This is a genomic window from Colwellia sp. 12G3 (assembly GCF_002836775.1).
Taxonomy (GTDB): domain Bacteria; phylum Pseudomonadota; class Gammaproteobacteria; order Enterobacterales; family Alteromonadaceae; genus Colwellia.
In genome coordinates this window covers 381,958-402,265 of sequence record NZ_PJAQ01000017.1, presented here as the reverse complement: position 1 = coordinate 402,265, position 20,308 = coordinate 381,958, and the positions used below count along the sequence as shown (strand labels likewise).

General features: G+C 37.9%; 16 protein-coding genes and 1 pseudogene. 12 read left to right on the top strand and 5 right to left on the bottom strand.

Translation table 11 applies throughout. The features are described from left to right. Positions 1–9: 9 nt before the first annotated feature. Positions 10–312 (bottom strand): DUF3301 domain-containing protein, encoded by a 303-nt coding sequence (locus tag CXF71_RS07230; protein ID WP_101232273.1) that lies wholly within the window; start codon positions 310–312, stop codon positions 10–12. 28 nt (positions 313–340) lie between these two features. Then, a complete protein-coding gene (locus CXF71_RS07225) occupies positions 341–1,393 on the bottom strand; it encodes a DUF3549 family protein (protein ID WP_101232272.1) in 1,053 nt (350 codons plus the stop codon). Between the two features lie 135 nt (positions 1,394–1,528). Here CXF71_RS07225 and CXF71_RS21945 point away from each other — a divergent pair. Then, positions 1,529–1,828: pseudogene (locus CXF71_RS21945) on the top strand (YqcC family protein); the annotation flags it as partial. Between the two features lie 48 nt (positions 1,829–1,876). Continuing rightward, positions 1,877–2,782: a tRNA pseudouridine(65) synthase TruC gene (locus CXF71_RS07220; RefSeq protein WP_442871924.1), complete on the top strand. Its 906-nt coding sequence runs from the start codon at positions 1,877–1,879 to the stop codon at positions 2,780–2,782. Between the two features lie 43 nt (positions 2,783–2,825). Here the strand turns inward: CXF71_RS07220 and CXF71_RS07215 are convergent, their stop codons facing one another. Further along, a complete protein-coding gene (locus CXF71_RS07215; protein WP_101232270.1) occupies positions 2,826–3,404 on the bottom strand; it encodes a 5-formyltetrahydrofolate cyclo-ligase in 579 nt (192 codons plus the stop codon). Positions 3,405–3,521: 117 nt separating this feature from the next. Then, positions 3,522–4,961 carry a peptide MFS transporter gene (locus CXF71_RS07210; RefSeq protein WP_101232269.1) on the bottom strand — a complete coding sequence of 480 codons (1,440 nt, stop codon included), beginning with the start codon at positions 4,959–4,961 and terminating at the stop codon, positions 3,522–3,524. 384 nt (positions 4,962–5,345) lie between these two features. Between CXF71_RS07210 and CXF71_RS07205 the strand changes: the two genes are divergently transcribed. From CXF71_RS07205 to CXF71_RS07165, 9 genes are all read left to right on the top strand, one after another. Further along, a complete protein-coding gene (locus CXF71_RS07205; RefSeq protein ID WP_101232268.1) occupies positions 5,346–7,871 on the top strand; it encodes a polysaccharide biosynthesis/export family protein in 2,526 nt (841 codons plus the stop codon). A gap of 122 nt (positions 7,872–7,993) precedes the next feature. Continuing rightward, complete coding sequence (gene tviB / locus CXF71_RS07200) at positions 7,994–9,274, top strand: Vi polysaccharide biosynthesis UDP-N-acetylglucosamine C-6 dehydrogenase TviB (RefSeq protein WP_101232267.1); 1,281 nt, start codon at positions 7,994–7,996, stop codon at positions 9,272–9,274. A gap of 102 nt (positions 9,275–9,376) precedes the next feature. Next, on the top strand, positions 9,377–10,411 hold the full coding sequence (locus CXF71_RS07195) for an NAD-dependent epimerase/dehydratase family protein (RefSeq protein ID WP_101232266.1): 1,035 nt from the start codon (positions 9,377–9,379) through the stop codon (positions 10,409–10,411). 207 nt (positions 10,412–10,618) lie between these two features. Beyond that, the gene (locus CXF71_RS07190) at positions 10,619–12,949 is read left to right on the top strand and encodes a phosphate ABC transporter permease (RefSeq protein WP_101232265.1); all 2,331 of its coding nucleotides are present in this window, start codon (positions 10,619–10,621) and stop codon (positions 12,947–12,949) included. Between the two features lie 195 nt (positions 12,950–13,144). Next, positions 13,145–14,782 (top strand): phosphate ABC transporter permease PstA, encoded by a 1,638-nt coding sequence (pstA, locus tag CXF71_RS07185; protein WP_101232264.1) that lies wholly within the window; start codon positions 13,145–13,147, stop codon positions 14,780–14,782. Positions 14,783–14,919: 137 nt separating this feature from the next. Next, entirely contained in the window at positions 14,920–15,759 is an 840-nt protein-coding gene (gene pstB, locus CXF71_RS07180) for a phosphate ABC transporter ATP-binding protein PstB (protein WP_101232263.1), read from the top strand. A 59-nt stretch (positions 15,760–15,818) separates the two neighbouring features. Beyond that, positions 15,819–16,520 carry a phosphate signaling complex protein PhoU gene (gene phoU / locus CXF71_RS07175; RefSeq protein ID WP_101232262.1) on the top strand — a complete coding sequence of 234 codons (702 nt, stop codon included), beginning with the start codon at positions 15,819–15,821 and terminating at the stop codon, positions 16,518–16,520. 229 nt (positions 16,521–16,749) lie between these two features. Continuing rightward, positions 16,750–17,430: a TIGR00153 family protein gene (locus tag CXF71_RS07170; protein WP_101232261.1), complete on the top strand. Its 681-nt coding sequence runs from the start codon at positions 16,750–16,752 to the stop codon at positions 17,428–17,430. A gap of 10 nt (positions 17,431–17,440) precedes the next feature. Beyond that, positions 17,441–18,736, top strand: coding sequence for an inorganic phosphate transporter (locus CXF71_RS07165; RefSeq protein ID WP_101232260.1), 1,296 nt, complete (start codon positions 17,441–17,443; stop codon positions 18,734–18,736). Positions 18,737–18,870: 134 nt separating this feature from the next. Here CXF71_RS07165 and CXF71_RS07160 read toward each other — a convergent pair whose 3' ends face one another. Beyond that, positions 18,871–19,149 carry a peptidylprolyl isomerase gene (locus tag CXF71_RS07160; RefSeq protein WP_101232259.1) on the bottom strand — a complete coding sequence of 93 codons (279 nt, stop codon included), beginning with the start codon at positions 19,147–19,149 and terminating at the stop codon, positions 18,871–18,873. Positions 19,150–19,642: 493 nt separating this feature from the next. Between CXF71_RS07160 and CXF71_RS07155 the strand changes: the two genes are divergently transcribed. After that, entirely contained in the window at positions 19,643–20,194 is a 552-nt protein-coding gene (locus tag CXF71_RS07155; protein WP_101232258.1) for a DUF2058 domain-containing protein, read from the top strand. Positions 20,195–20,308 lie beyond the last annotated feature (114 nt).

Below are 20,308 nucleotides of genomic sequence, written 5' to 3'. Positions count from 1 at the left end.
AAATCAGTACTAATTCACTCGGTAAGCAGGTAGGTTGACTTGATCTAGCTTTAAACCATAAAGCGTAAGACAACCTTCGTTATTTGATTCACCATCACCGCTGAAGTCAAAATCAAAGATGCTGTAAATACAAAGCCCATGTTTTTTGGTGAATTTTATTCTGCTTGACCGCCTTGCCAGTGAAATAAACTGTAATCCACCGTCTTTACAGTAACGATTCACATGACGTTTCGCTGATTCAGATACTTGTCTTAAATAAACGAAGTACCAGCAAAATAAACAAAAGAGTAATAAATAATATATATTTTCCATAAATGATACTTTCCAAAATTAATAATAACTAAGTGTGACTAAATAATTGCCCAATGGCTTGTGCTAGTTCTGGTGAACGATTTTCACTGCGAATACACGCCAAGGCGATGGGTCTCATTAATGGGATGGTCACCAAATCTTTAAAAATACTGGAAAATAGCGTCAAGTCGTTATGCTTGAGTAAATGTTCAAAATAATACATCAGTGTTTTTTCATCCGCTAATGCTTGCCAGCATCGACTAGATAAGGTGATAAGTAACTCACTGCTTACTTGTGGACTGCTCAACAGTTGTTCAACCACTTTTTTCACATGGATGTGATGACTACTGGCTGCCAATGCTCGCAATAACTGCGTCGCTTGTGAACACTCTGCTGGCTTTGTTAATGAATTTTTAAAGGAATTTACCAGTGCATCAATTAAAGCAATAGCATATTGCTCATTTTCTAACGCACTACAAACAGGCGACAACACTTCATCAGGTAAATGAGGTAACGCGTTGAGTAGCAAGTCGCTGTGATTATCTTGTTTTATTCTGGCAATAAAATCAGTAATGCCTTGTACACCAACGCCTTGCCAATTACTCCAATCTGAAGTATTGCTAAGATATTGTTTAAACGGTGAAAAATACTCACTAGGTTGTTGCTTCAAGTCGACTTTGATTTTACTGTTTAAACTAGCCAGTTTATATTGAGCCGGGGTGAAGAGATAAGGGTTACTACTTAGTAATTCTTCTTGTTCTTTAGACGTTTCTTGAGTTAAATCAGCACCTAGGGCTTCGATAATAATAGCGATAAAATGATTTCTTGCCCCTTGGTTTAATAAACCGTGCTCATCAAGAGGTAATTTCAATAGCCATAAATAAGGCTGTAAAGATTTTTTCTGCCAAAAAGCAATAGCAATACAAGCACACCCTTGAGCTGGCGTTGGATAGGGTAATTGATTTAATTCTACCTTTTCAAACTGCTCTTTAGGTAACTTAGTGACGAGTCGACCAATATCATAAAGACGATATTGTGAATCTGAAAGTTTAAGTAATTCTGATAGGGTAGCTATGTTTGTTGCTGGTGCTGTGTCAGTCATAAAGTCAAAAATATTGCCGCTTGTTATAGCCCCATATTATAAGGATAATGGCGCCATTAACATAGTAAAACTATTTTTCTTACTATAATAGATCTTAACTAATCACCTTAAAGAACCGACTTTACATAATCACAAATGATGATAAAAATAGACTTTGAACGTATCTCCCTTTTACTCGAAGCGTTAGCTTGTGAGCTTAAATCACTTAATCTTTGGCAAATACAGCCGCCGAGAATCGATGAACTTTCAAGTAATGCACCTTTTTGCTGTGATACTTTAGCATTTGAGCAATGGTTGCAGTTTATATTTATTCCCAAGATAACGATGATGATAAATCAACAACAATTACCTACTAAAATATCGTTAACACCTATGGCTGAAGAGGCTTTTAAGCACTTATCGGTTAATACCAAACCTTTAGTTGATGTTATCCAAAAAATAGATCATACATTAACCGAACAAGCTAATAAAAGGGGGCATGATATGAATAACTCTACTGTAGATATAGTATTATCAGCGGATACAGACTCAGAAAAACCGGTACTTAACATTCTCTATCAAGACGAGTTTATGGTAGCAGTTGATAAGCCTGCTGGGTTATTTGTTCATCGAAGTTATATGGACAGAGATGAAATTTATTTTGCTTTGCAGTTAGTGAGAGATCAAGTCGGACAATATGTTTATCCTGTTCATCGCTTAGACAGACCGACTTCTGGAGTACTTCTTTTTGCCTTAACAAAAGATGTGGCGACTAAGTTAAATGAGGCTTTTGCTAATAAAAGTAGTCAAGCAGAACTTACGTCAAAGTTAAGTTCAGAGTTAGAGGGAGAGTCTGAATATAAGCTACTTCAGCAAGATAAAGACGAAGAATTTAGCACGAATAAAAGCATCGATGGTTGTGATTTAGCTATGGTTAAAACTTATTATGCTTTGGTACGTGGGCACTTAGCAGTACCGGCAGACTTAATTGATCATGCCCTAAAAGAAAAACTAGATAAGTTGGGAGATAAAAATGTTAGCCGTGACAAGCCTGCACAATCAGCTCAAAGCTACTATCAAGTAAAACAGCAAGTGAGTTTACCAATTCAAGTCGGTAAATTTGATAGTGTGCGTTATTCTTTAGTCGAAGTTCGACCTATTACCGGCAGACGTCATCAAATTCGTCGCCACCTAGCACATTTACGTCATCCTATTCTGGGAGACATCAATTATGGTGATAACAAGCAAAATCCATTTTTTATTGAGCACTTTGGCTTTAAACGCTTGATGCTACATGCTAAGTCATTGGAGTTTAATCATCCGGTTAGCAATGAACGAATTAAGATATCAGCGCCGTTTGATGAGCAATGGCAGCAGATTTTTACTACCTTTGAATGGCCATTAATCTAAGTTATTTATTAGTTATGTAGCCGATAACTTAACTTCGCACTCTCTAAGTAAAACGGTAATTTTTATTTGGTGTGATTATTTCAGGTAAGGGGATATCCCAGCTTTCTATTGGAACTTTTTCTACTCGCTGGCAATCATGGGCAAGTCCAAGGGGATAAAGCTTAGTTTGTTGCCAGTAAGCTAGGCTTCGGTCATAAAAACCACCACCCATGCCTAATCTGGCTCCCGTTTCATCAAAAGCTACCAGTGGCGTACAAATAACATCAAGCTGCTCTAATGGACAAACTTTAGTAACATCTAATTTCGGCTCTAAAATGCCATAAACATTGTGAACTAGCTTAGTATCTTGTTGGTAATGTAAGAAGAGTAGATTGCCAGAGCTAAAAGGATGTACTACAGGTAAATAAACGTCTTTACTATTCTGCCAACACCAGTCAATAAAGTTTGTGGTTGATAATTCACCATCATTGCTTAAGTAAATCGCAATACGTTTAGCTTGTTGGATTTTGCCATGATTAGAAAGGCTTGCTGTTAAAGCAATCGCTGCATGACTCTGCTGTGTTACTGACAGTGCATTGCGGCGTTCTCTGACTTCTTTGCGTAATTGTGAGCGTATATTCATAGTATGATTATCTTATGTCATCTTATCGTTGGATAGTACTGTTTATTAAGCATAAAAAAAGCTGGACGATTGCTCGTCCAGCTTAATACTATTATTGTAACTTGTAATGTTTACGAATTAGCTATGAGTTTCAGAAATACCTTCATGAGTACCGGTAACTGAGATTTCTTCTTCGATTTTTTCTTCAAGGTCAGAAGTCTGAGCACCTTCGGCACCATGCATCCATTCAACTAATTTACCCGCTGAAAGGTAGATAATAAGACCAGTAATTAATGCGCCAATACCCACACCCATAAAGATGTTTGCGGCATTATTAACCATCTCTTCACCTTCACCAACAAATGAGCCAATAAATGCAGCTAACCAGTTTGATAAAGCGGTAAAGAAGAACCAAATACCCATTAATAAGGAGGTAAATTTAAGCGGTGCTAGTTTAGTTACCATAGACAAACCAATTGGTGATAAACATAATTCACCTAAGGTGTGGAATAGGTAAGCAAAAACTAAGAATAACATGCTTACTTTCACCGCGACATCGCCGCCTTGAACCATAGTAGCCCATAACATCACAAAGAAACCTAGTGCTAAAAATAACATCGCTAGTGCGAATTTCTTCGGTGAGGTTGGTTCATTTGAACCCATTTTAACCCAAGTAGAGGCAACAAAAGGTGCTAATAAAATAATGAACATCGCATTCAATGATTGAAATGATGAAGCGGCAATTTCAAAACCAAAGAGAGTACGATCAGTGAAGTCAGAGGCATAAATAGTAAATAAACCACCTGCTTGCTCAAAACCGGCCCAGAAAATTACCGAGAACATGCTCATAATTAAAATAACTTTCATTCGGTCGATATCTTGAGGGGTTAACGGTGCATCTGCTTTTTGTTCACCTTTAGTACGTTTAGCTGATGGCTCGACACCAATATCACCTAAATATTTATTCGCTAAAGTCAGTTGTAAGGTTAAACCAATTAACATACCACAACCGGCTAAGATAAAGCCGTAATGCCAATTAACGGTTTCGCCAAGTACACCTACAGTAATAGGCGCTAAGAAAGCACCTAAATTAATACCCATATAGAAAATAGTAAAAGCGCCGTCACGTCTGTGATCGCCATCTTCATATAGCTCGCCCACTAAACTTGAAACATTGGCTTTAAATAAACCGTTACCAATAATAATAAGTGCTAAACCGAGATAAAATACCGTTTCTTCCATGCCGACAATCATCGACTTAGGGATACCTAAGGTAAAGTAACCTAAGGAAAAAATTATTCCGCCCCATATGATAGCTTTACGTTGACCGATATAGTTATCAGCTAACCAACCACCGATTACCGGTGTTAAATATACAGCCATAGTGAAGAAACCATATAGCCTTAGCGCTTCTTGGTTAGTCCAACCAAAACCGCCGTCTTGTGTTGATGCAATTAGATACAATACCAATAAGGCACGCATACCGTAATAACCGAAACGCTCCCACATTTCAGTACCAAATAAAAGGAAAAGTCCTTTAGGGTGGCCAAACAGCGTACCCGCATTAGGTTGAGTCATATAATAATCCTAGATTTTATTTTTTATAATCATTAGCGTTAGTTTTTTACTGTAACATTTTAAGTTAATGTTTTTTAGTAAAGGGGAGTTATACCTGCGTGAACAAATAAAGGCAAGTTTTGCTACAAATCAATGGTTATCTTGCTTTGGAGGTTGTAGAGAAATGTTTCCTAGCACTTACTAGGCAGCAGCGTAATAATATGGGGTGACAAGGTTGGTTAACATATTGTTTGCATCACCTTAAGCTGGTAAACTTCGTCGTCACTAAATTTAGTGTTTAACTTCAAGGTTATTGACATTAGCTTCTTGAAATTAATCAAGGATAAACAAAAGCCTTCGGATTAAATGTATTACCGCATAGGCTATATAGGAATTTGTACGAAAATGATAAAACTCATCAAAAATCTTTTTAGGGGCTCTAAACCGGACTCATTAAGTTTTCCGATTATGACCTTAGCGATAGTGCTTACTTTCATTGCTGGAGGAAATTTAACGCAAGTCTATGCTCAGCAAATATCACCTCAGCAAATAGAGCAATTTAAGAAACTGCCAAAGTCACAACAGCAGGCACTTGCCCAGTCAATGGGCGTTGATTTGGCTGCGATAGAAAAGCAAATACAGGGCTCAGGTAAAAGCGAAGCGCAGTCAGCCAAAACTGAAACCTTCCCACGGGGTACTCAATTTGATGCTCAGGGCAATCCAATGGCTGAGCAAGAAGAATTAGCAGTACTTGAACCAAGTGATAAGTTAAAAGCTTTTGGTTATGATGTTTTTGCTAATTCACCACAAACGTTTGCCCCTATGATGGATATTGCCATCCCTGCTGAATATGTTATTGGCCCCGGTGATAGCATCTCTGTTCAAGTTTTTGGTAAAGAAGTGAAAGAGCTAGAGTTAACTGTTAACCGTGAAGGGCAGGTTGTTGTTCCTTCTCTCGGTCCTTTCACTGTATCGGGGTTAACTTTTAATGAAATGAAACGTCTGTTAACTGCGCGTGTTAAAGAGAGAATTATTGGTGTCGATGTTGTTATTGGTATGGCTTCACTGCGTTCAATGCGTATTTTTGTATTAGGAGATGCTTTTAAGCCTGGTCCTTATACGTTAAGTTCATTATCAAGTATTACCCATGCTCTTTTTGCCGCAGGTGGTATTAGTGATATTGGCAGTTTACGTAATATCCAACTCAAACGTGCAGGTAAGCTAGTACAAACGTTAGATCTATATGACCTGTTAATCAGCGGTGATTCAAGTAGCGATGTCTTATTACAATCGGGTGATGTGGTTTTTATTGCACCTAAAGGCAGTACGGTAAATGTTAAAGGTGAAGTACGACGACCTGCTATTTATGAATTAACCGAAGATTGTAACTTTAACGATATATTAACTATGTCGGGCGGGTTATTACCAACAGCTTTTGCAACCACCACACGTGTGGAACGTTATAATCAAAATGCTTTACGCTCGGTCGTTAATCTTGATTTAACAAACGCCAGTGACTTAGCTAAGAGAGTACATGCCGGTGATGCGGTGCATGTGATGAAAGCGGCAGAAATGTTTGAGCAATCAGTTACTGTCATAGGTGCGGTTACTCGCCCAGGAAAATATCAATGGCAAGCAGGACAACGTATTACCGATATCTTTCCAAATATAGATTCGCATTTACTCCCCTCTGCTGACCTGAATTATTCTATCGTTGTACGAGAAATTGACATAGCACGTAACATTGAAGTACTACAATTTGATTTAGCTAAAGCAGTCTCGACACCTAACTCTAAAGATAACCTGGTTTTACAAGGTAATGATAAAATTTTGGTTTTTGCTAACAAAAAATCACAAGCTTCGCGTCAACGTTTATTAAAGCCTATTATTGAAAAATTAAAACGTCAGGGTAAATCAGGGCAGTTTATACAGTTAGTAGAAGCTGACGGTGAAATAAAATTCCCAGGAGTCTACCCCTTAGCTAAAAACGGCCGTGTTGCAGATTTAATTGCCGCCGCCGGTGGTTTAACCGAATCTGCTTATGTTGTCCGTGCTGAACTGACCCGCAATCAAATTGTTGATCATATGGCGCAGCAAAAATCTCTTGCTATAAGCTTGAGTGCAGCATTAATAGGGGAAGAGAAAGACAATGTTTTACTGACTTCAAAAGACAGATTAAATATTCATAAAATCCCCGCGTGGAGCGAAAATAACGTTGTTGAGCTTAGAGGTGAATTTGTCTTTCCTGGTAAATATACCGTACGTCGCGGTGAAAGTTTAGCTAATTTAATTGCTAAAGCTGGCGGTTTTACTCAATTTGCTCATCAGGAGGGCTCTGTTCTTACTCGGGTACAATTACGAGCAATTGAGAAGAAAAATTTATCAAAGTTAACTGCTGATTTACGTATAGAAATGGCCTCAAAGTCGATGTCAGATCAAAATTATTCGCAATCTTACGCCGAAGTACAACAAATGTTAACGGATATGGAAAAAGTGAAACCCATCGGGCGGTTAGTAATTGATTTGCCTAAAGTGGTCAATGATAAGAATTATGACGTATTACTTGAAGGTGGTGATGTGCTGTACGTACCAACCGTTAAAAATTCTGTCAATGTAGTCGGTCAAGTACAGGTGACTTCATCACATATTTTTGATGCTGCTTTATCTGCTGCTGATTATTTGGCGCAAAGTGGTGGTAGTAAAAAACGTGCGGATACAGATCGAACCTATATCATTTCTGCAAACGGCAGTATTAAAATGATGAACAGTGGTAATTGGTTTACCAGTGATGCTGATGATAACCTTGCGCCGGGTGATACCATAGTTGTACCGCTTAATGCTGAATACATGAATAACTTGGCCCTATGGTCCAGTGTAACGAGCATTATCTATAATTCGGCAGTCGCTGTCGCTGCTATCAGTGGAATTTAGTACTATCAATTAGTCAGGTAATGAGAGCTGAAATTGTTATCTTTGACTAAAGTCGTTAAGATGATTTTTAATAAAATAAATTCGAAACACAATCAATTAAAAATACAATAAATGGACCTAGTATGTTGTACTCATTAGAAAACGTAAAGTTAGGTATTATCGGTTTAGGTTATGTTGGTTTACCTTTAGCGGTAGAGTTTGGTAAAAAATATCCAACCCTGGGCTTTGACATAAATACCAAGCGAGTTGATGAGTTAAAACAAGGACATGATTTTACTTTAGAAGTATCAAGTGCAGAACTCGCTGACTCTGAGTTTATTTCATATTCTGCTGAGGTTGACGATTTAAAGGGCTGTAATGTTTATATTGTTACCGTACCAACACCTATAGATAAACACAAACAACCTGATTTATCGCCATTAGTCAAAGCGAGCGCTATGCTGGCAAAAGTGATTAATCAAGGCGATATCGTCATTTATGAATCCACAGTATATCCAGGAGCGACCGAAGAGGTTTGTTTACCTGAAGTTGAGCGTCATTCAGGCTTAGTTTTTAATCAAGATTTTTACGCAGGTTATAGCCCTGAACGTATTAATCCTGGTGATAAAGAGCATAGAGTTACTAATATTTTAAAAGTGACATCTGGTTCAACACCGGATATTGCTGACTTTATTGATAGCCTTTATAAGTCTATTATCACTGCCGGCACTTATAAAGCGTCAAGTATTCAAGTCGCTGAAGCGGCGAAAGTGATTGAAAATACCCAACGAGATTTAAACATTGCTTTGATCAATGAACTTGCTGTTATTTTTAATAAGTTAAATATTGATACCGAAGAAGTATTGAAAGCTGCGGGAACTAAGTGGAACTTCTTACCGTTTAGACCCGGCCTCGTTGGCGGTCACTGTATTGGTGTTGATCCTTATTATTTGACCCATAAAGCGCAATCGATTGGCTATAATCCTGAAGTTATTTTAGCGGGTCGCCGTATTAATGATGCTATGGGCGAATATGTGGTTTCACAGTTAGTGAAAACTATGCTTAAAAGAAAGTTACCAGTTAATGGTGCTAATGTTCTGGTCATGGGCTTAACCTTTAAAGAAAACTGCCCTGATGTCCGAAATACTAAAGTTGTCGATATTTTAGCTGAATTAGCTGAATTTGATATCAATGTGGATGTTTATGACCCTTGGGTAAACCCAGAGGAAGCTAAGCATGAATATGGCGTAGATTTAATTTCAGCGCCTAAATCAGGCCACTACGATGCCGTTATTTTTGCGGTAGCGCATAATGAATTTAAGGCTTTATCTGCAGATGTGATTAAAGCTATGATGAAAAGTGAGCATGTAATTTATGACCTTAAATACATGCTAGATAAAGAGTTAGCTGACATCCGTTTATAAGCTACTCTAGCGGCATTAACATCACCTAAAGTATAAACATAAAACACCCTTACCTGACTTTCAGCTAAGGGTGTATTTTTAAACAAAGGACTATTTAACCAAATGACTCAGTTTCAAAAAATCAAAGACGAGCTTATCAATGCACCTAAAACTTGGCTTATCACAGGTTGTGCCGGCTTTATAGGTTCGAACCTTTTAGAAACACTGCTTTTATTAAACCAAAAGGTAGTAGGTTTAGACAACTTTGCTACGGGCCATCAGCACAATTTAGATGAAGTTCAAACACAAGTTTCCGTTGTTCAATGGCAAAATTTTCACTTTGTCAAAGGTGACATCCGTCAATTGGAAGATTGCCAAAGTGCGTTAAGTCATTACGACAGTGGTGTTGATTACATTCTTCACCAAGCGGCGTTAGGCTCTGTGCCGAGATCAATCGCTGATCCTTTATTAACAAACTCAGCAAACATAACTGGTTTTTTAACCATGTTAACGGCAGCGAAAGAAACTCAAGTAAAAAGCTTTGTTTATGCTGCTTCCAGCTCTACTTATGGCGACCATCCAGCATTACCAAAAGTTGAAGATACTATTGGTAAACCGTTATCTCCTTACGCGGTAACTAAGTATGTTAATGAGCTTTATGCCGATGTGTTTCATAAAACCTATGGTTTGAACTGTACTGGCTTGCGTTATTTTAATGTTTTCGGTAAAAGGCAAGACCCTGATGGCGCGTATGCCGCTGTTATTCCCAAGTGGACTGCAGCGATGATAGCTAACGAGGAATTATTGATTAATGGCGATGGTGAAACCAGCCGTGATTTCTGTTTTGTTGAAAATGCAGTACAAGCTAATATTTTAGCTGCAACAACAAATGATGCCGGTAAAAATCAAGTATATAATGTTGCCTTAGGTGATAGAACAAGCTTAAACACCTTATTTGATAGCTTAAAAGTTGCATTGCAAGCAAATGGTGTCGATTATCAAAAATCGCCAACCTATCAAGATTTTAGAGCCGGTGATGTTAGACACTCACAAGCAGATATTTCTAAAGCGAAATCTTTGCTTGGTTTTGAACCAGAGTTTAAAATTCAGCAAGGTATTGATAAAGCGATGCCTTGGTACATTAAATTTTTGAGCTAATCGCTCGCAATATCAAAGTTACAAATCACTAGGAAAGTAGTACTCATTTAGGGCTGCTTTTCTTATTCACTACCCATATATTCTCTAGCAATTCTATTGCTGTAATAAAATTGTCACATAACTGACTTATACTTCCCATCATTATTATATCGTATTCTCTATATTGAATAAGCTACTTGATAGTTTATTGATGATAAGGTTAATTAAGTGGCAACTCTTATTAGTTCGAACCGTAGTCGTGGGATTAAAAATTCTTTAGCAAAATGGTTAATCACCCTAGGTGGTATCAGTGTTTTGTTTACCCTTGTCTTGATATTTATGTATTTACTCTACGTAGTAAAACCTATTTTTGAGTCTGCGAAAATTGAACAAACAGTCAATATTAGTATTGATTTAGCAGATAATGAAAAAGTCTTAGGTAGTGGTGTTGATGAGCTGAAAGAGTTGGCTTATCAAATAACAGAGTCTGGTAATATTGATTTTTATCATTTAAAAGCCAGCGTTCCTCACGCAGATAACCAGTTTGCTATTGGTGATAATTCACTTTCAGTGTCTTTATTTGTAAGTGATGACTTTAATCAAGATCACGTTGTTAATGTAGTTAACTCTTTTTCGGCCAATAAATTACTGCATACAGCTAAGGGTCAAACATTATTAATTCAGCCAAGTTTTCATGCTAAATACGCGAATGATACCCGTGAAATTATTCCTCAAGTAAATTATCCCCTAGGTTATAATTCGTTAGTTATTGATGAACAACAAGCGGCGCTTTCTCAATTAGCTTTTGCAATGAATGATGAAAGAATTGTTTTTGTTGGTTTTACTCAAGATAAGCGTTTAATAAAAACGAGTTTTATTGCTGAAGATGACTTTAGTTCTTCTGGTGATGACGTTGAATACGAGACCATTTTTCAACAAATTGAGCTATTTAATGGTGCGGTTGATGAAATAAAAGTAACACCTGATTTACGTTTAGCTTTTATTCGAAGCGGTTCAACAGTCTATGTGTATTCGCTAAACGATGACGAAGAAGTTAGCCTTAAAGCAACGATTACACCGACACTAGCTAACAATGAGACTTACCTCACTTCAATGGGATTACTTTCAGGTAGTAGTTCAGTGTTACTCGGTGATAATAGTGGCCAAGTCAGTCAATGGTTTGAAGTAGCAACAGATACTGGTCGCCAGTTTAAGCAGATTCGAAGCTTCAAAGCGAATGATGACAGTGTCAAATATGACAAGAACAACCAAGCATCAAGCGCGATAACCGCTATTTATACTGAGCAATATAGAAAAAGCTTTTACACTATGACGCAAAGCGGCATGGTCAATGTCTTTTATACCACCAGTGCTGCGCACTTATGGCAAGGTCAGTTAACATCAAGCCAGCCCGAAACGTTTACTATCGCCCCTAGAGCTAATGGCATCATTGCTATTGTTAATGATCCTCTCGATGCTAATAAGAAGAGCCTACAAGCTTTTAGTGTTCATAATGAGCATCCTGAAGTTACCTGGCAAGCATTATGGCAAGAGGTTTGGTATGAAGGTTACCCTGAGCCAGATTATGTTTGGCAATCAACATCGGGATCAGATGATTTTGAAGGAAAATTTTCTTTAGTGCCCATTTCTTTTGGTACGATTAAAGCGGCTTTATATGCAATGTTATTTGCAGTACCTATTGCCTTAACCGCTGCAATATATACGGCTTACTTTATGACACCAGGACTGCGTAAAAAAGTTAAACCTACCATAGAAATGATGGAAGCATTACCGACCGTTATTTTAGGTTTCTTAGCCGGTTTATGGCTAGCACCAATAATGGAAGAGTATTTACCGGCAATATTTTTACTTTTTATCTTTTTACCATTATCTACCCTAATAACGGCGTTTGCATGGCATAACCTACCTAATGATTGGAAAGACAAACTGCCAGAAACATTAGCACCGATTTTGTTAATCCCTGTGATAATACTAGCCACCTATGCGGCCTTTTCTTTATCAGGTGTACTTGAGCTGACATTGTTCAATGGTGATATGCGCCAATACCTAACCAATGACCTAGGTATCAACTTTGACCAACGTAATGCTTTAGTTGTTGGTATTGCGATGGGCTTTGCTGTTATACCTACTATTTTCTCTATGGCTGAAGATGCAATTTTCAGTGTGCCAGGTCATTTAACCAGCGGTTCATTAGCATTAGGGGCAACACAATGGCAAACATTAATCGGTGTGGTACTGCTAACTGCCAGTCCAGGTATATTTTCCGCAATAATGATGGGGCTAGGTCGCGCTGTCGGTGAAACAATGATTGTCTTGATGGCAACGGGTAATACGCCAATATTAGATTGGAGTATCTTCCAAGGTATGAGAACCCTGGCGGCAAACATTGCGGTAGAAATGCCAGAGTCTGAAGTGGGCAGCTCCCATTACCGTATTTTATTCTTGGCAGCATTTGTACTCTTTATCTTCACCTTTATTTTCAATACCGCAGCAGAATTTGTTCGTCAACGATTAAGAGAAAAATACAGCTCAATGTAATGTAGTGATTTGTAATATTTATAAAAATCCAATAGATATATTAAATGAATTTCATAGCTGCTCATCTTTAAGCTGTATGGTTTAATTTAAAGGAAAAAGCACGGAGTTGATGACTATCAATGAGTACTTTTGACACGAAAATTGAATCATACAACAACAAGATGCGTAGTTATAAACAATAAATAGAGTTACTTTATGAATAAATGGTTTAGGTCGGGTTCACCGTGGATATGGTTATCGGCAGGTGGCGTAAGTATCAGTTTAATTTCAGTGTTAGGCCTTTTATGGCTTATCGCATCACGCGGCTTATCATATTTTTGGCCAAGTGAACTATACCAATTTGATCTTACCGATCAACATGGCGCGAAGAGTGTTGTCATCGGTGAAATATACGATAGAGAGCAAATCCCAGTAAGCCAATTAGCACATTTAAATTTGGCGCTTGATCCTGAGCAAGAAATATTAGAGCGTTTGTTAATCAAAACAGGTAACCGAGAGTTGGTGAGTTTAGATTTTCGTTGGTTGTTAAGTCATAATATTCAAAAGACACAAACCCCAAATGACTTAGTTGTTATCGAGCGCCGTACTAATGGTAATTTTTACGGCTTCATTGAAAGCGTCGTCGTTGATGGAAAAGAAGTCGACGAAAGTAAGCTGTCTGAATTATTAGCGCGAGTTGATAACTTTCAAGACCAAATTGATGATTTACAAAAATCTGATATAGGCGCTATCAACTATCAATTAGAGCGTTTACGTTTAAAAACGCGTAAGTATCAATTAGAAAACAAGCTAACAGCGGAGTTGCAAGCACAAATTGACAGTGAAATAGCGACACTGAATCAAGACTACGCATTACTAGAGCAAGAATTGATGGGCTATCGAGAACAAATATCTCGTGATCATATCGTTATGCGTGCTATGGATGGTCAACTCGTTACGATTAACTTTGAATATATTCTTAAAGTTACCTTTAATAACCAGCTTAGTGTGATAGAAAAAACAGCATTATTCTTTAGTCACATTGGCTCATTTCTTATTGACGATCCTCGTGAAGCCAATACCGAAGGTGGTGTGTTTCCTGCTATTTTTGGCACAGTGCTTATGGTGTTATTAATGACAGTCATCGTTTCACCGTTTGGTGTCATCGCTGCTATTTATTTACATGAGTATGCGGGTAAAAATGCTTTTACTAAACTTTTACGTATTGCGGTAATCAATCTAGCCGGCGTACCTTCTATTGTTTACGGCGTTTTTGGTTTAGGATTCTTTGTTTATATGGTGGGTGGTTCACTCGACCAATTGTTTTATTCAGAAAACTTACCTAGCCCTACCTTTGGTACTCCTGGGGTTTTATGGTCAGCACTGACATTGGCTATATTAACGTTACCCGTAGTGATAGTGTCAACAGAGGAAGGGCTATCACGGATTCCTTCAGAGATGCGCCATGGCTCTTTAGCATTAGGTGCAACCAAAGCCGAGACCTTGTGGCGTATTATTTTACCTATCGCTAGTCCTGCGATTATGACAGGTATTATTTTAGCGATTGCTCGTGCCGCAGGCGAAGTAGCGCCATTAATGTTGGTCGGTGTTGTTAAAATGGCACCTAATTTACCGTTAGATGGTAATTTCCCATTCTTACACTTAGATAGAAAATTCATGCATTTAGGATTTCATATCTATGATGTCGGTTTCCAAAGTCCCAATGTTGAAGCCGCACGTCCGTTAGTCTTTGCAACCGCCTTACTTTTGGTAAGCATCATTGTTGCTTTGAATATGACTGCCGTTTCAATCCGTAATAAATTACGTGAACGATATAAGATGCTAGAGCACTAGTTTGCTCACATAACATTTAGCAATGAGTAACTTGAAGTTACTCATTGCACTTAGTAATTTAAAATTACTAAGTATCAATTAATAATTTTAAATTCATACTTAATGATTAATGAAAAGTAATTAGAGAAGCACCTATTATGATTTCTATTAGCCCAAAAGCGTTAGCGCCTGGCTCAGATACATCTTTTAAAAAAAAGTTAGATTTAACAAATTTAACACCAGATCAAGTTGCCTTAGATATTAATAAATTAAATTTATTCTATGGTAAAAAACAAGCGTTAAATAATATCACTATGTCTATTCCCAAAGGGCAGGTAACAGCGTTCATTGGGCCAAGTGGTTGTGGTAAATCAACGTTATTACGTTCTATTAATCGCATGAACGACTTAGTGGATGATTGCCATATCACGGGTGAGATAAATCTTCATGGCAATAATATCTATGACAAACATGTGGATGTTGCTGAGCTAAGACGAAAAGTAGGCATGGTATTTCAACGACCTAATCCTTTTCCTAAAACCATTTATGAAAATGTGGTCTATGGTTTACGTATTATGGGTGAAAACAACCGTCGAAAACTTGATGAAGCAGCCGAGCAATCATTGCGTAGTGCGGCGCTTTGGAATGAAGTGAAAGACAGATTGCACGAAAGTGCCTTAGGTCTTTCTGGCGGTCAGCAACAACGTTTAGTGATTGCTCGTGCTATTGCTATTCAACCTGAGGTGTTATTACTTGATGAACCTACTTCAGCACTCGATCCCATTTCAACCTTAACCATTGAAGAGCTAATTAATGATCTTAAAAAGCAATTTACCGTGGTAATCGTTACGCATAATATGCAACAAGCTGCGCGCGTGTCAGATCAAACAGCATTTATGTATATGGGTGATTTAATAGAGTACAGTGACACTAATACTTTGTTTACCACGCCACTGAAAAAGAAAACTGAAGATTATATTACTGGCCGTTATGGTTAATACTCTATTCGTAATAAGTAGAGATAAGATGCAAGCACATACCTTTGGAAGGACATCCCATGGATAATTTACAGATTGGTCGTCATATTTCAGGCCAATTCAATGAAGATTTAGAACGCGTCATTAATAATGTTATGCATATGGGCGGCTTAGTCGAGAAACAGCTAACTGATGCATTAGCTTCTGTTGAGCAAGCTAATGTTGAGTTAGCTAAGCAAGTATTAACTAATGATTATCAAGTTAATGCTTATGAAGTCAGTATTGATGATGAATGTACGCGTATAATTGCCAAGCGCCAACCTGCTGCTGGCGACTTACGTTTAATTATGGCCGTGGTGAAAACCATTGCCGATTTAGAGCGAATAGGTGATGAGGCACAGAAAATAGCCAAAGTTGCGCTAGAAAGTTTTTCTTCATCACAGCAAGATTTATTGGTTAATCTCGATAATTTAGGTCGACGAGTGCTAGAGTTTTTACAAGCAAGTCTCGATGCCTTTACGCGCATGGATTGCGACGCTGCGATTAAAATTCATCAAATGGATGACAAAATTAACCGTGAGTATGAAGCGTTAATGCGTCAATTGATGACCTATATGATGGAAGACCCACGTTCAATACCACAAGTGATGACGGTTATTTGGTCAGCAAGGGCATTGGAACGTATTGGAGATCGCTGTCAAAACATCTGTGAGTACATTATTTATTTTGTTAAAGGCAAGGTTGTACGCCACACCACCGCTGAAGATATGAAAAATTTATAATTCATTTCCAAGTTAATTTTTTATGTAAAATATAATAAATTCAATGAATTAACTGCGTACTGCAGATGTACTCAGCAAAACAGAATTTCACGGTTACGGTTAGCTAATGAAGGCACGTATTTCAGCCCTTTATTAGCATTTAACATTAGCATTTAACATTAGAAGTTAAATGGGTTACTATCCGCAACGAATAGCAATGACGAGAGTTATACTGACTGGAAACACAATTATGGCCAGAAATACAATCCTAGGTGTATTTGCAAAATCACCGATAAAACCGTTAGAAAAACATATTCAAATAGTTGTTAAATGTAGTAAACAACTAATTCCTTTTTTTGAGGCATGTACTGCAAATGACTGGAGTGAAGCGGCAAAAATTCGTCGTAAACTTTCAAAGTTAGAGCAAGATGCTGACACCCTTAAACGTCAATTACGTCTAGAGCTTCCTGGTGGTTTATTTATGCCAGTTGATAGAGCTGACTTACTTGAATTACTTACCCAACAAGACAAAATAGCAAACAAAGCAAAAGATATTGCTGGTCGTGTATTGGGGCGCAAGCTTGAAGTACCGGTTAGTTTACAAGCTGAGTTTTCTATTTATTTAGCGCGTTGTATTGATGCTACTGAAAAAGCAGCAGAAGCGATAAATGAATTAGATGATTTATTAGAAACTGGTTTTCGTGGACGTGAAGTTGTATTGGTTGAGAAAATGATCAATCAGCTCGATGCTATTGAAGATGACACGGATGGCTTACAAATTATTTTGCGTAAAAACTTATTAGCGATTGAAAAGGATTTGAATCCAATTGATGTAATGTTCTTATATCAAATTATTGATTGGGTTGGCGATTTAGCCGATCTTGCTGAACGTGTAGGTGCACGTTTAGAAATTCTTCTTGCTAGAAAATAAGGCTTAACTGATGGATATTATACTTAACTCAGGCGGCACTTTTGTAATTCTTGCTGCCGTAGTTGGCTTCTTCATGGCATGGGGCATTGGTGCCAATGACGTGGCGAATGCGATGGGAACCTCTGTTGGTTCAAAAGCATTAACAATTAAACAAGCCATTATTATAGCGATGGTTTTTGAATTTGCCGGTGCTTACCTTGCTGGTGGTGAAGTGACGTCAACGATACGTAAAGGCATTATCGATGCTAGTTACTTTATTGACACACCAGAACTGCTTGTTTATGGCATGATCTCTGCGCTTTTTGCTGCAGCTACTTGGCTATTAATCGCCTCAGCTTTAGGCTGGCCTGTTTCTACAACACATTCCATTGTTGGTGCTATTGTTGGCTTTGCTGCCGTAGGTGTTAGTACAGACGCAGTAGAGTGGAGCAAGGTAGTCGGTATCGTGGGAAGCTGGATTATCACACCGCTTATCTCAGGTATTATTGCCTTTATCATTTTTAACAGTGCGCAAAAACTTATTTTTGATACAGAAAAACCACTGCAACAAGCAAAACGCTGGGTTCCTGCTTACATGTTCCTTGCCGGCTTTGTTTTATCATTGGTGACTATCAAAAAAGGCCTTAAGCATATAGGCCTAGAAAACGTTGATTTAGGCTTTGTTAATTTTGAAATTAAGGGCGCAGGTGGTTTTTACTTAGCCGCTATTGTCGCTGTTATTGTAGCCGCTATTGGTAAGTACTTTATTAGCCGATTAAAGTTTGATGAGACGCTTGCGAAAGAGGCACATTACGCGAATGTAGAAAAAGTATTCGCGATACTTATGATTGTTACTGCGTGTGCAATGGCTTTTGCTCATGGCTCAAATGATGTTGCCAATGCTATTGGTCCATTAGCTGCTGTAGTAAGTATTGTTGAACATGATGGACAAATTGCTGCTAAATCAGCGATTGCTTGGTGGATATTACCATTAGGTGGTTTTGGTATTGTTGCTGGCCTAGCCTTGTTTGGTCATAAAGTTATTGCAACCATAGGCCAAGGTATTACACATTTAACACCGAGCCGTGGTTTTGCTGCTGAATTAGCTGCGGCTAGTACCGTCGTTATTGCTTCTGGTGCAGGCTTACCTATCTCAACAACACAAACCCTAGTTGGTGCTGTGTTAGGTGTAGGTATGGCACGTGGTATCGCCGCGATTAATTTGACTGTAGTACGTAACATAGTTGTTTCTTGGGTTATCACCTTACCGGTAGGTGCTGGTTTATCTATCATCTTCTTCTGGATTATGAAGGCAATGTTTAGTTAGTCAATATTGACCAGATTACAGAATCAAAAAAGCCGCAACTTGTTGCGGCTTTTTTATTCTCTTTAATAAATAGAGTTTTATTTCATTAAGCTTTATTAAATCAAACCTCCTGAAGCGTTTCGATTTAATCGCTACTAGTCACGTGCTGTAACTTCTAATAAATGGTAACCAAACTGCGTTTGTACCGGACCTTGAACTGTATTTAAAGGCGCTGAAAAAACAACTTTATCAAACTCAGGAACCATCTGACCTGGGCCAAAGCTACCTAAATCACCACCTTGGGCATTTGATGGGCAGTTCGAATGCTCTTTAGCAACTTCAGCAAAGTCTTTACCTGCTTCTATTTCTGCTTTTAAGGCTAAACATTGTTCTTCTGTATCCACTAAAAGGTGGCGTGCACTTGCTTGAGACATACTTCTTCCTATTTCTGTATTATGAAATCATATTTATTATAAAATATTTATAATAAGCAGACGTACATTAACGCATATAATTAATAATTGAAAGTAAGGCATCTAAAAGTTATTTCTTAGCTATTGAATTCGTTAAACTATTAGCTATAAGATAAGGAGGGTTAAACGACTGAATGAGCTAAAAAGACCGAGAACTCATGAGTTTATCAATTTGAAATACTAGGGTAAATGTCAGTATCGCTTTTTATTTTACAGCGGGGAGGTAGCTCCTTAAGTACATAGAGATGGTCATTGCATTAATAAAACCCAAATTGACACTTTCATTGTTATTTTATAATCGCTAACATCCATAGTGCATTCTTAAAGATGCAGGTTGATTGGTAGCGGGATTTATTCGCACTCTAACGTAAATATAGGTAGAATAGCGCCAATTTTTATTCACCCATTGTACTGATACTTTATTCATATCGTACTAACGCTTTAAGGATTACCGATGGCCTCCCTTCAAGATCAATTGCTCAAAGCTGGATTAACCACCAAACAAAAAACACGTCAAGCCAATGCTGATAAGCGTAAGAAAAACAAGCAACAGCGAAGTGGTGTTGAGCATGGAGCCAGTTTACAAGAGCAAGTAAAGCAAGACTTAGCCATATCAAAAGCAGATAAAATGGCCAAAGATAGTGCGCTTAATGATGCAAAAAATAGTGAACTTGCCAATAAAGAGCAAAAATTACGTATCAATCAAATTCTTGAACATCACCAAATCACCGGTGTTAGAGGCGAAAGTGAATATAACTACACTTTTGGTACTAAAGTTAAAAAGTTATCGCTTGATAGCATCACCCATAAAGCGTTAGTAAATGGTCGCTTGGCATTGTGTGGGGTAAATGATACTACCTATCTTGTCACTAGTGAAACGGCTGCTAAAGTAGCCGAGCTAGACAGCACCATCATATTAGTTCAAAACGACAAAATAGCAGTAGAAGAAACAAATGAAGATGATCCGTACGCAGATTATCAAATACCAGATGATTTGATGTGGTAGAGATTTCACCCGATTAACTATTCATTTATTGCATAGTTAATCGGGTAGAACGTTTACCACAGTAAATAACAGGCGGATAAATTTCCTTCGGTTGTGTTAGAATATCGCAAAAAT

What these genes read in the sequence shown, in the direction of transcription:
- CXF71_RS07195 (WP_101232266.1), top strand. Translation starts at nt 9,377, where the DNA reads ATGACTCAGTTTCAAAAAATCAAAGACGAGCTTATCAATGCACCTAAA.
- CXF71_RS07225 (WP_101232272.1), bottom strand. Translation starts at nt 1,393, where the DNA reads ATGACTGACACAGCACCAGCAACAAACATAGCTACCCTATCAGAATTA.
- CXF71_RS07170 (WP_101232261.1), top strand. Translation starts at nt 16,750, where the DNA reads ATGGCCAGAAATACAATCCTAGGTGTATTTGCAAAATCACCGATAAAA.
- CXF71_RS07230 (WP_101232273.1), bottom strand. Translation starts at nt 312, where the DNA reads ATGGAAAATATATATTATTTATTACTCTTTTGTTTATTTTGCTGGTAC.
- CXF71_RS07215 (WP_101232270.1), bottom strand. Translation starts at nt 3,404, where the DNA reads ATGAATATACGCTCACAATTACGCAAAGAAGTCAGAGAACGCCGCAAT.
- CXF71_RS07165 (WP_101232260.1), top strand. Translation starts at nt 17,441, where the DNA reads ATGGATATTATACTTAACTCAGGCGGCACTTTTGTAATTCTTGCTGCC.
- CXF71_RS07220 (WP_442871924.1), top strand. Translation starts at nt 1,877, where the DNA reads ATGAATAACTCTACTGTAGATATAGTATTATCAGCGGATACAGACTCA.
- CXF71_RS07205 (WP_101232268.1), top strand. Translation starts at nt 5,346, where the DNA reads ATGATAAAACTCATCAAAAATCTTTTTAGGGGCTCTAAACCGGACTCA.
- pstB (WP_101232263.1), top strand. Translation starts at nt 14,920, where the DNA reads ATGATTTCTATTAGCCCAAAAGCGTTAGCGCCTGGCTCAGATACATCT.
- tviB (WP_101232267.1), top strand. Translation starts at nt 7,994, where the DNA reads ATGTTGTACTCATTAGAAAACGTAAAGTTAGGTATTATCGGTTTAGGT.
- CXF71_RS07160 (WP_101232259.1), bottom strand. Translation starts at nt 19,149, where the DNA reads ATGTCTCAAGCAAGTGCACGCCACCTTTTAGTGGATACAGAAGAACAA.
- CXF71_RS07155 (WP_101232258.1), top strand. Translation starts at nt 19,643, where the DNA reads ATGGCCTCCCTTCAAGATCAATTGCTCAAAGCTGGATTAACCACCAAA.
- pstA (WP_101232264.1), top strand. Translation starts at nt 13,145, where the DNA reads ATGAATAAATGGTTTAGGTCGGGTTCACCGTGGATATGGTTATCGGCA.
- phoU (WP_101232262.1), top strand. Translation starts at nt 15,819, where the DNA reads ATGGATAATTTACAGATTGGTCGTCATATTTCAGGCCAATTCAATGAA.
- CXF71_RS07210 (WP_101232269.1), bottom strand. Translation starts at nt 4,961, where the DNA reads ATGACTCAACCTAATGCGGGTACGCTGTTTGGCCACCCTAAAGGACTT.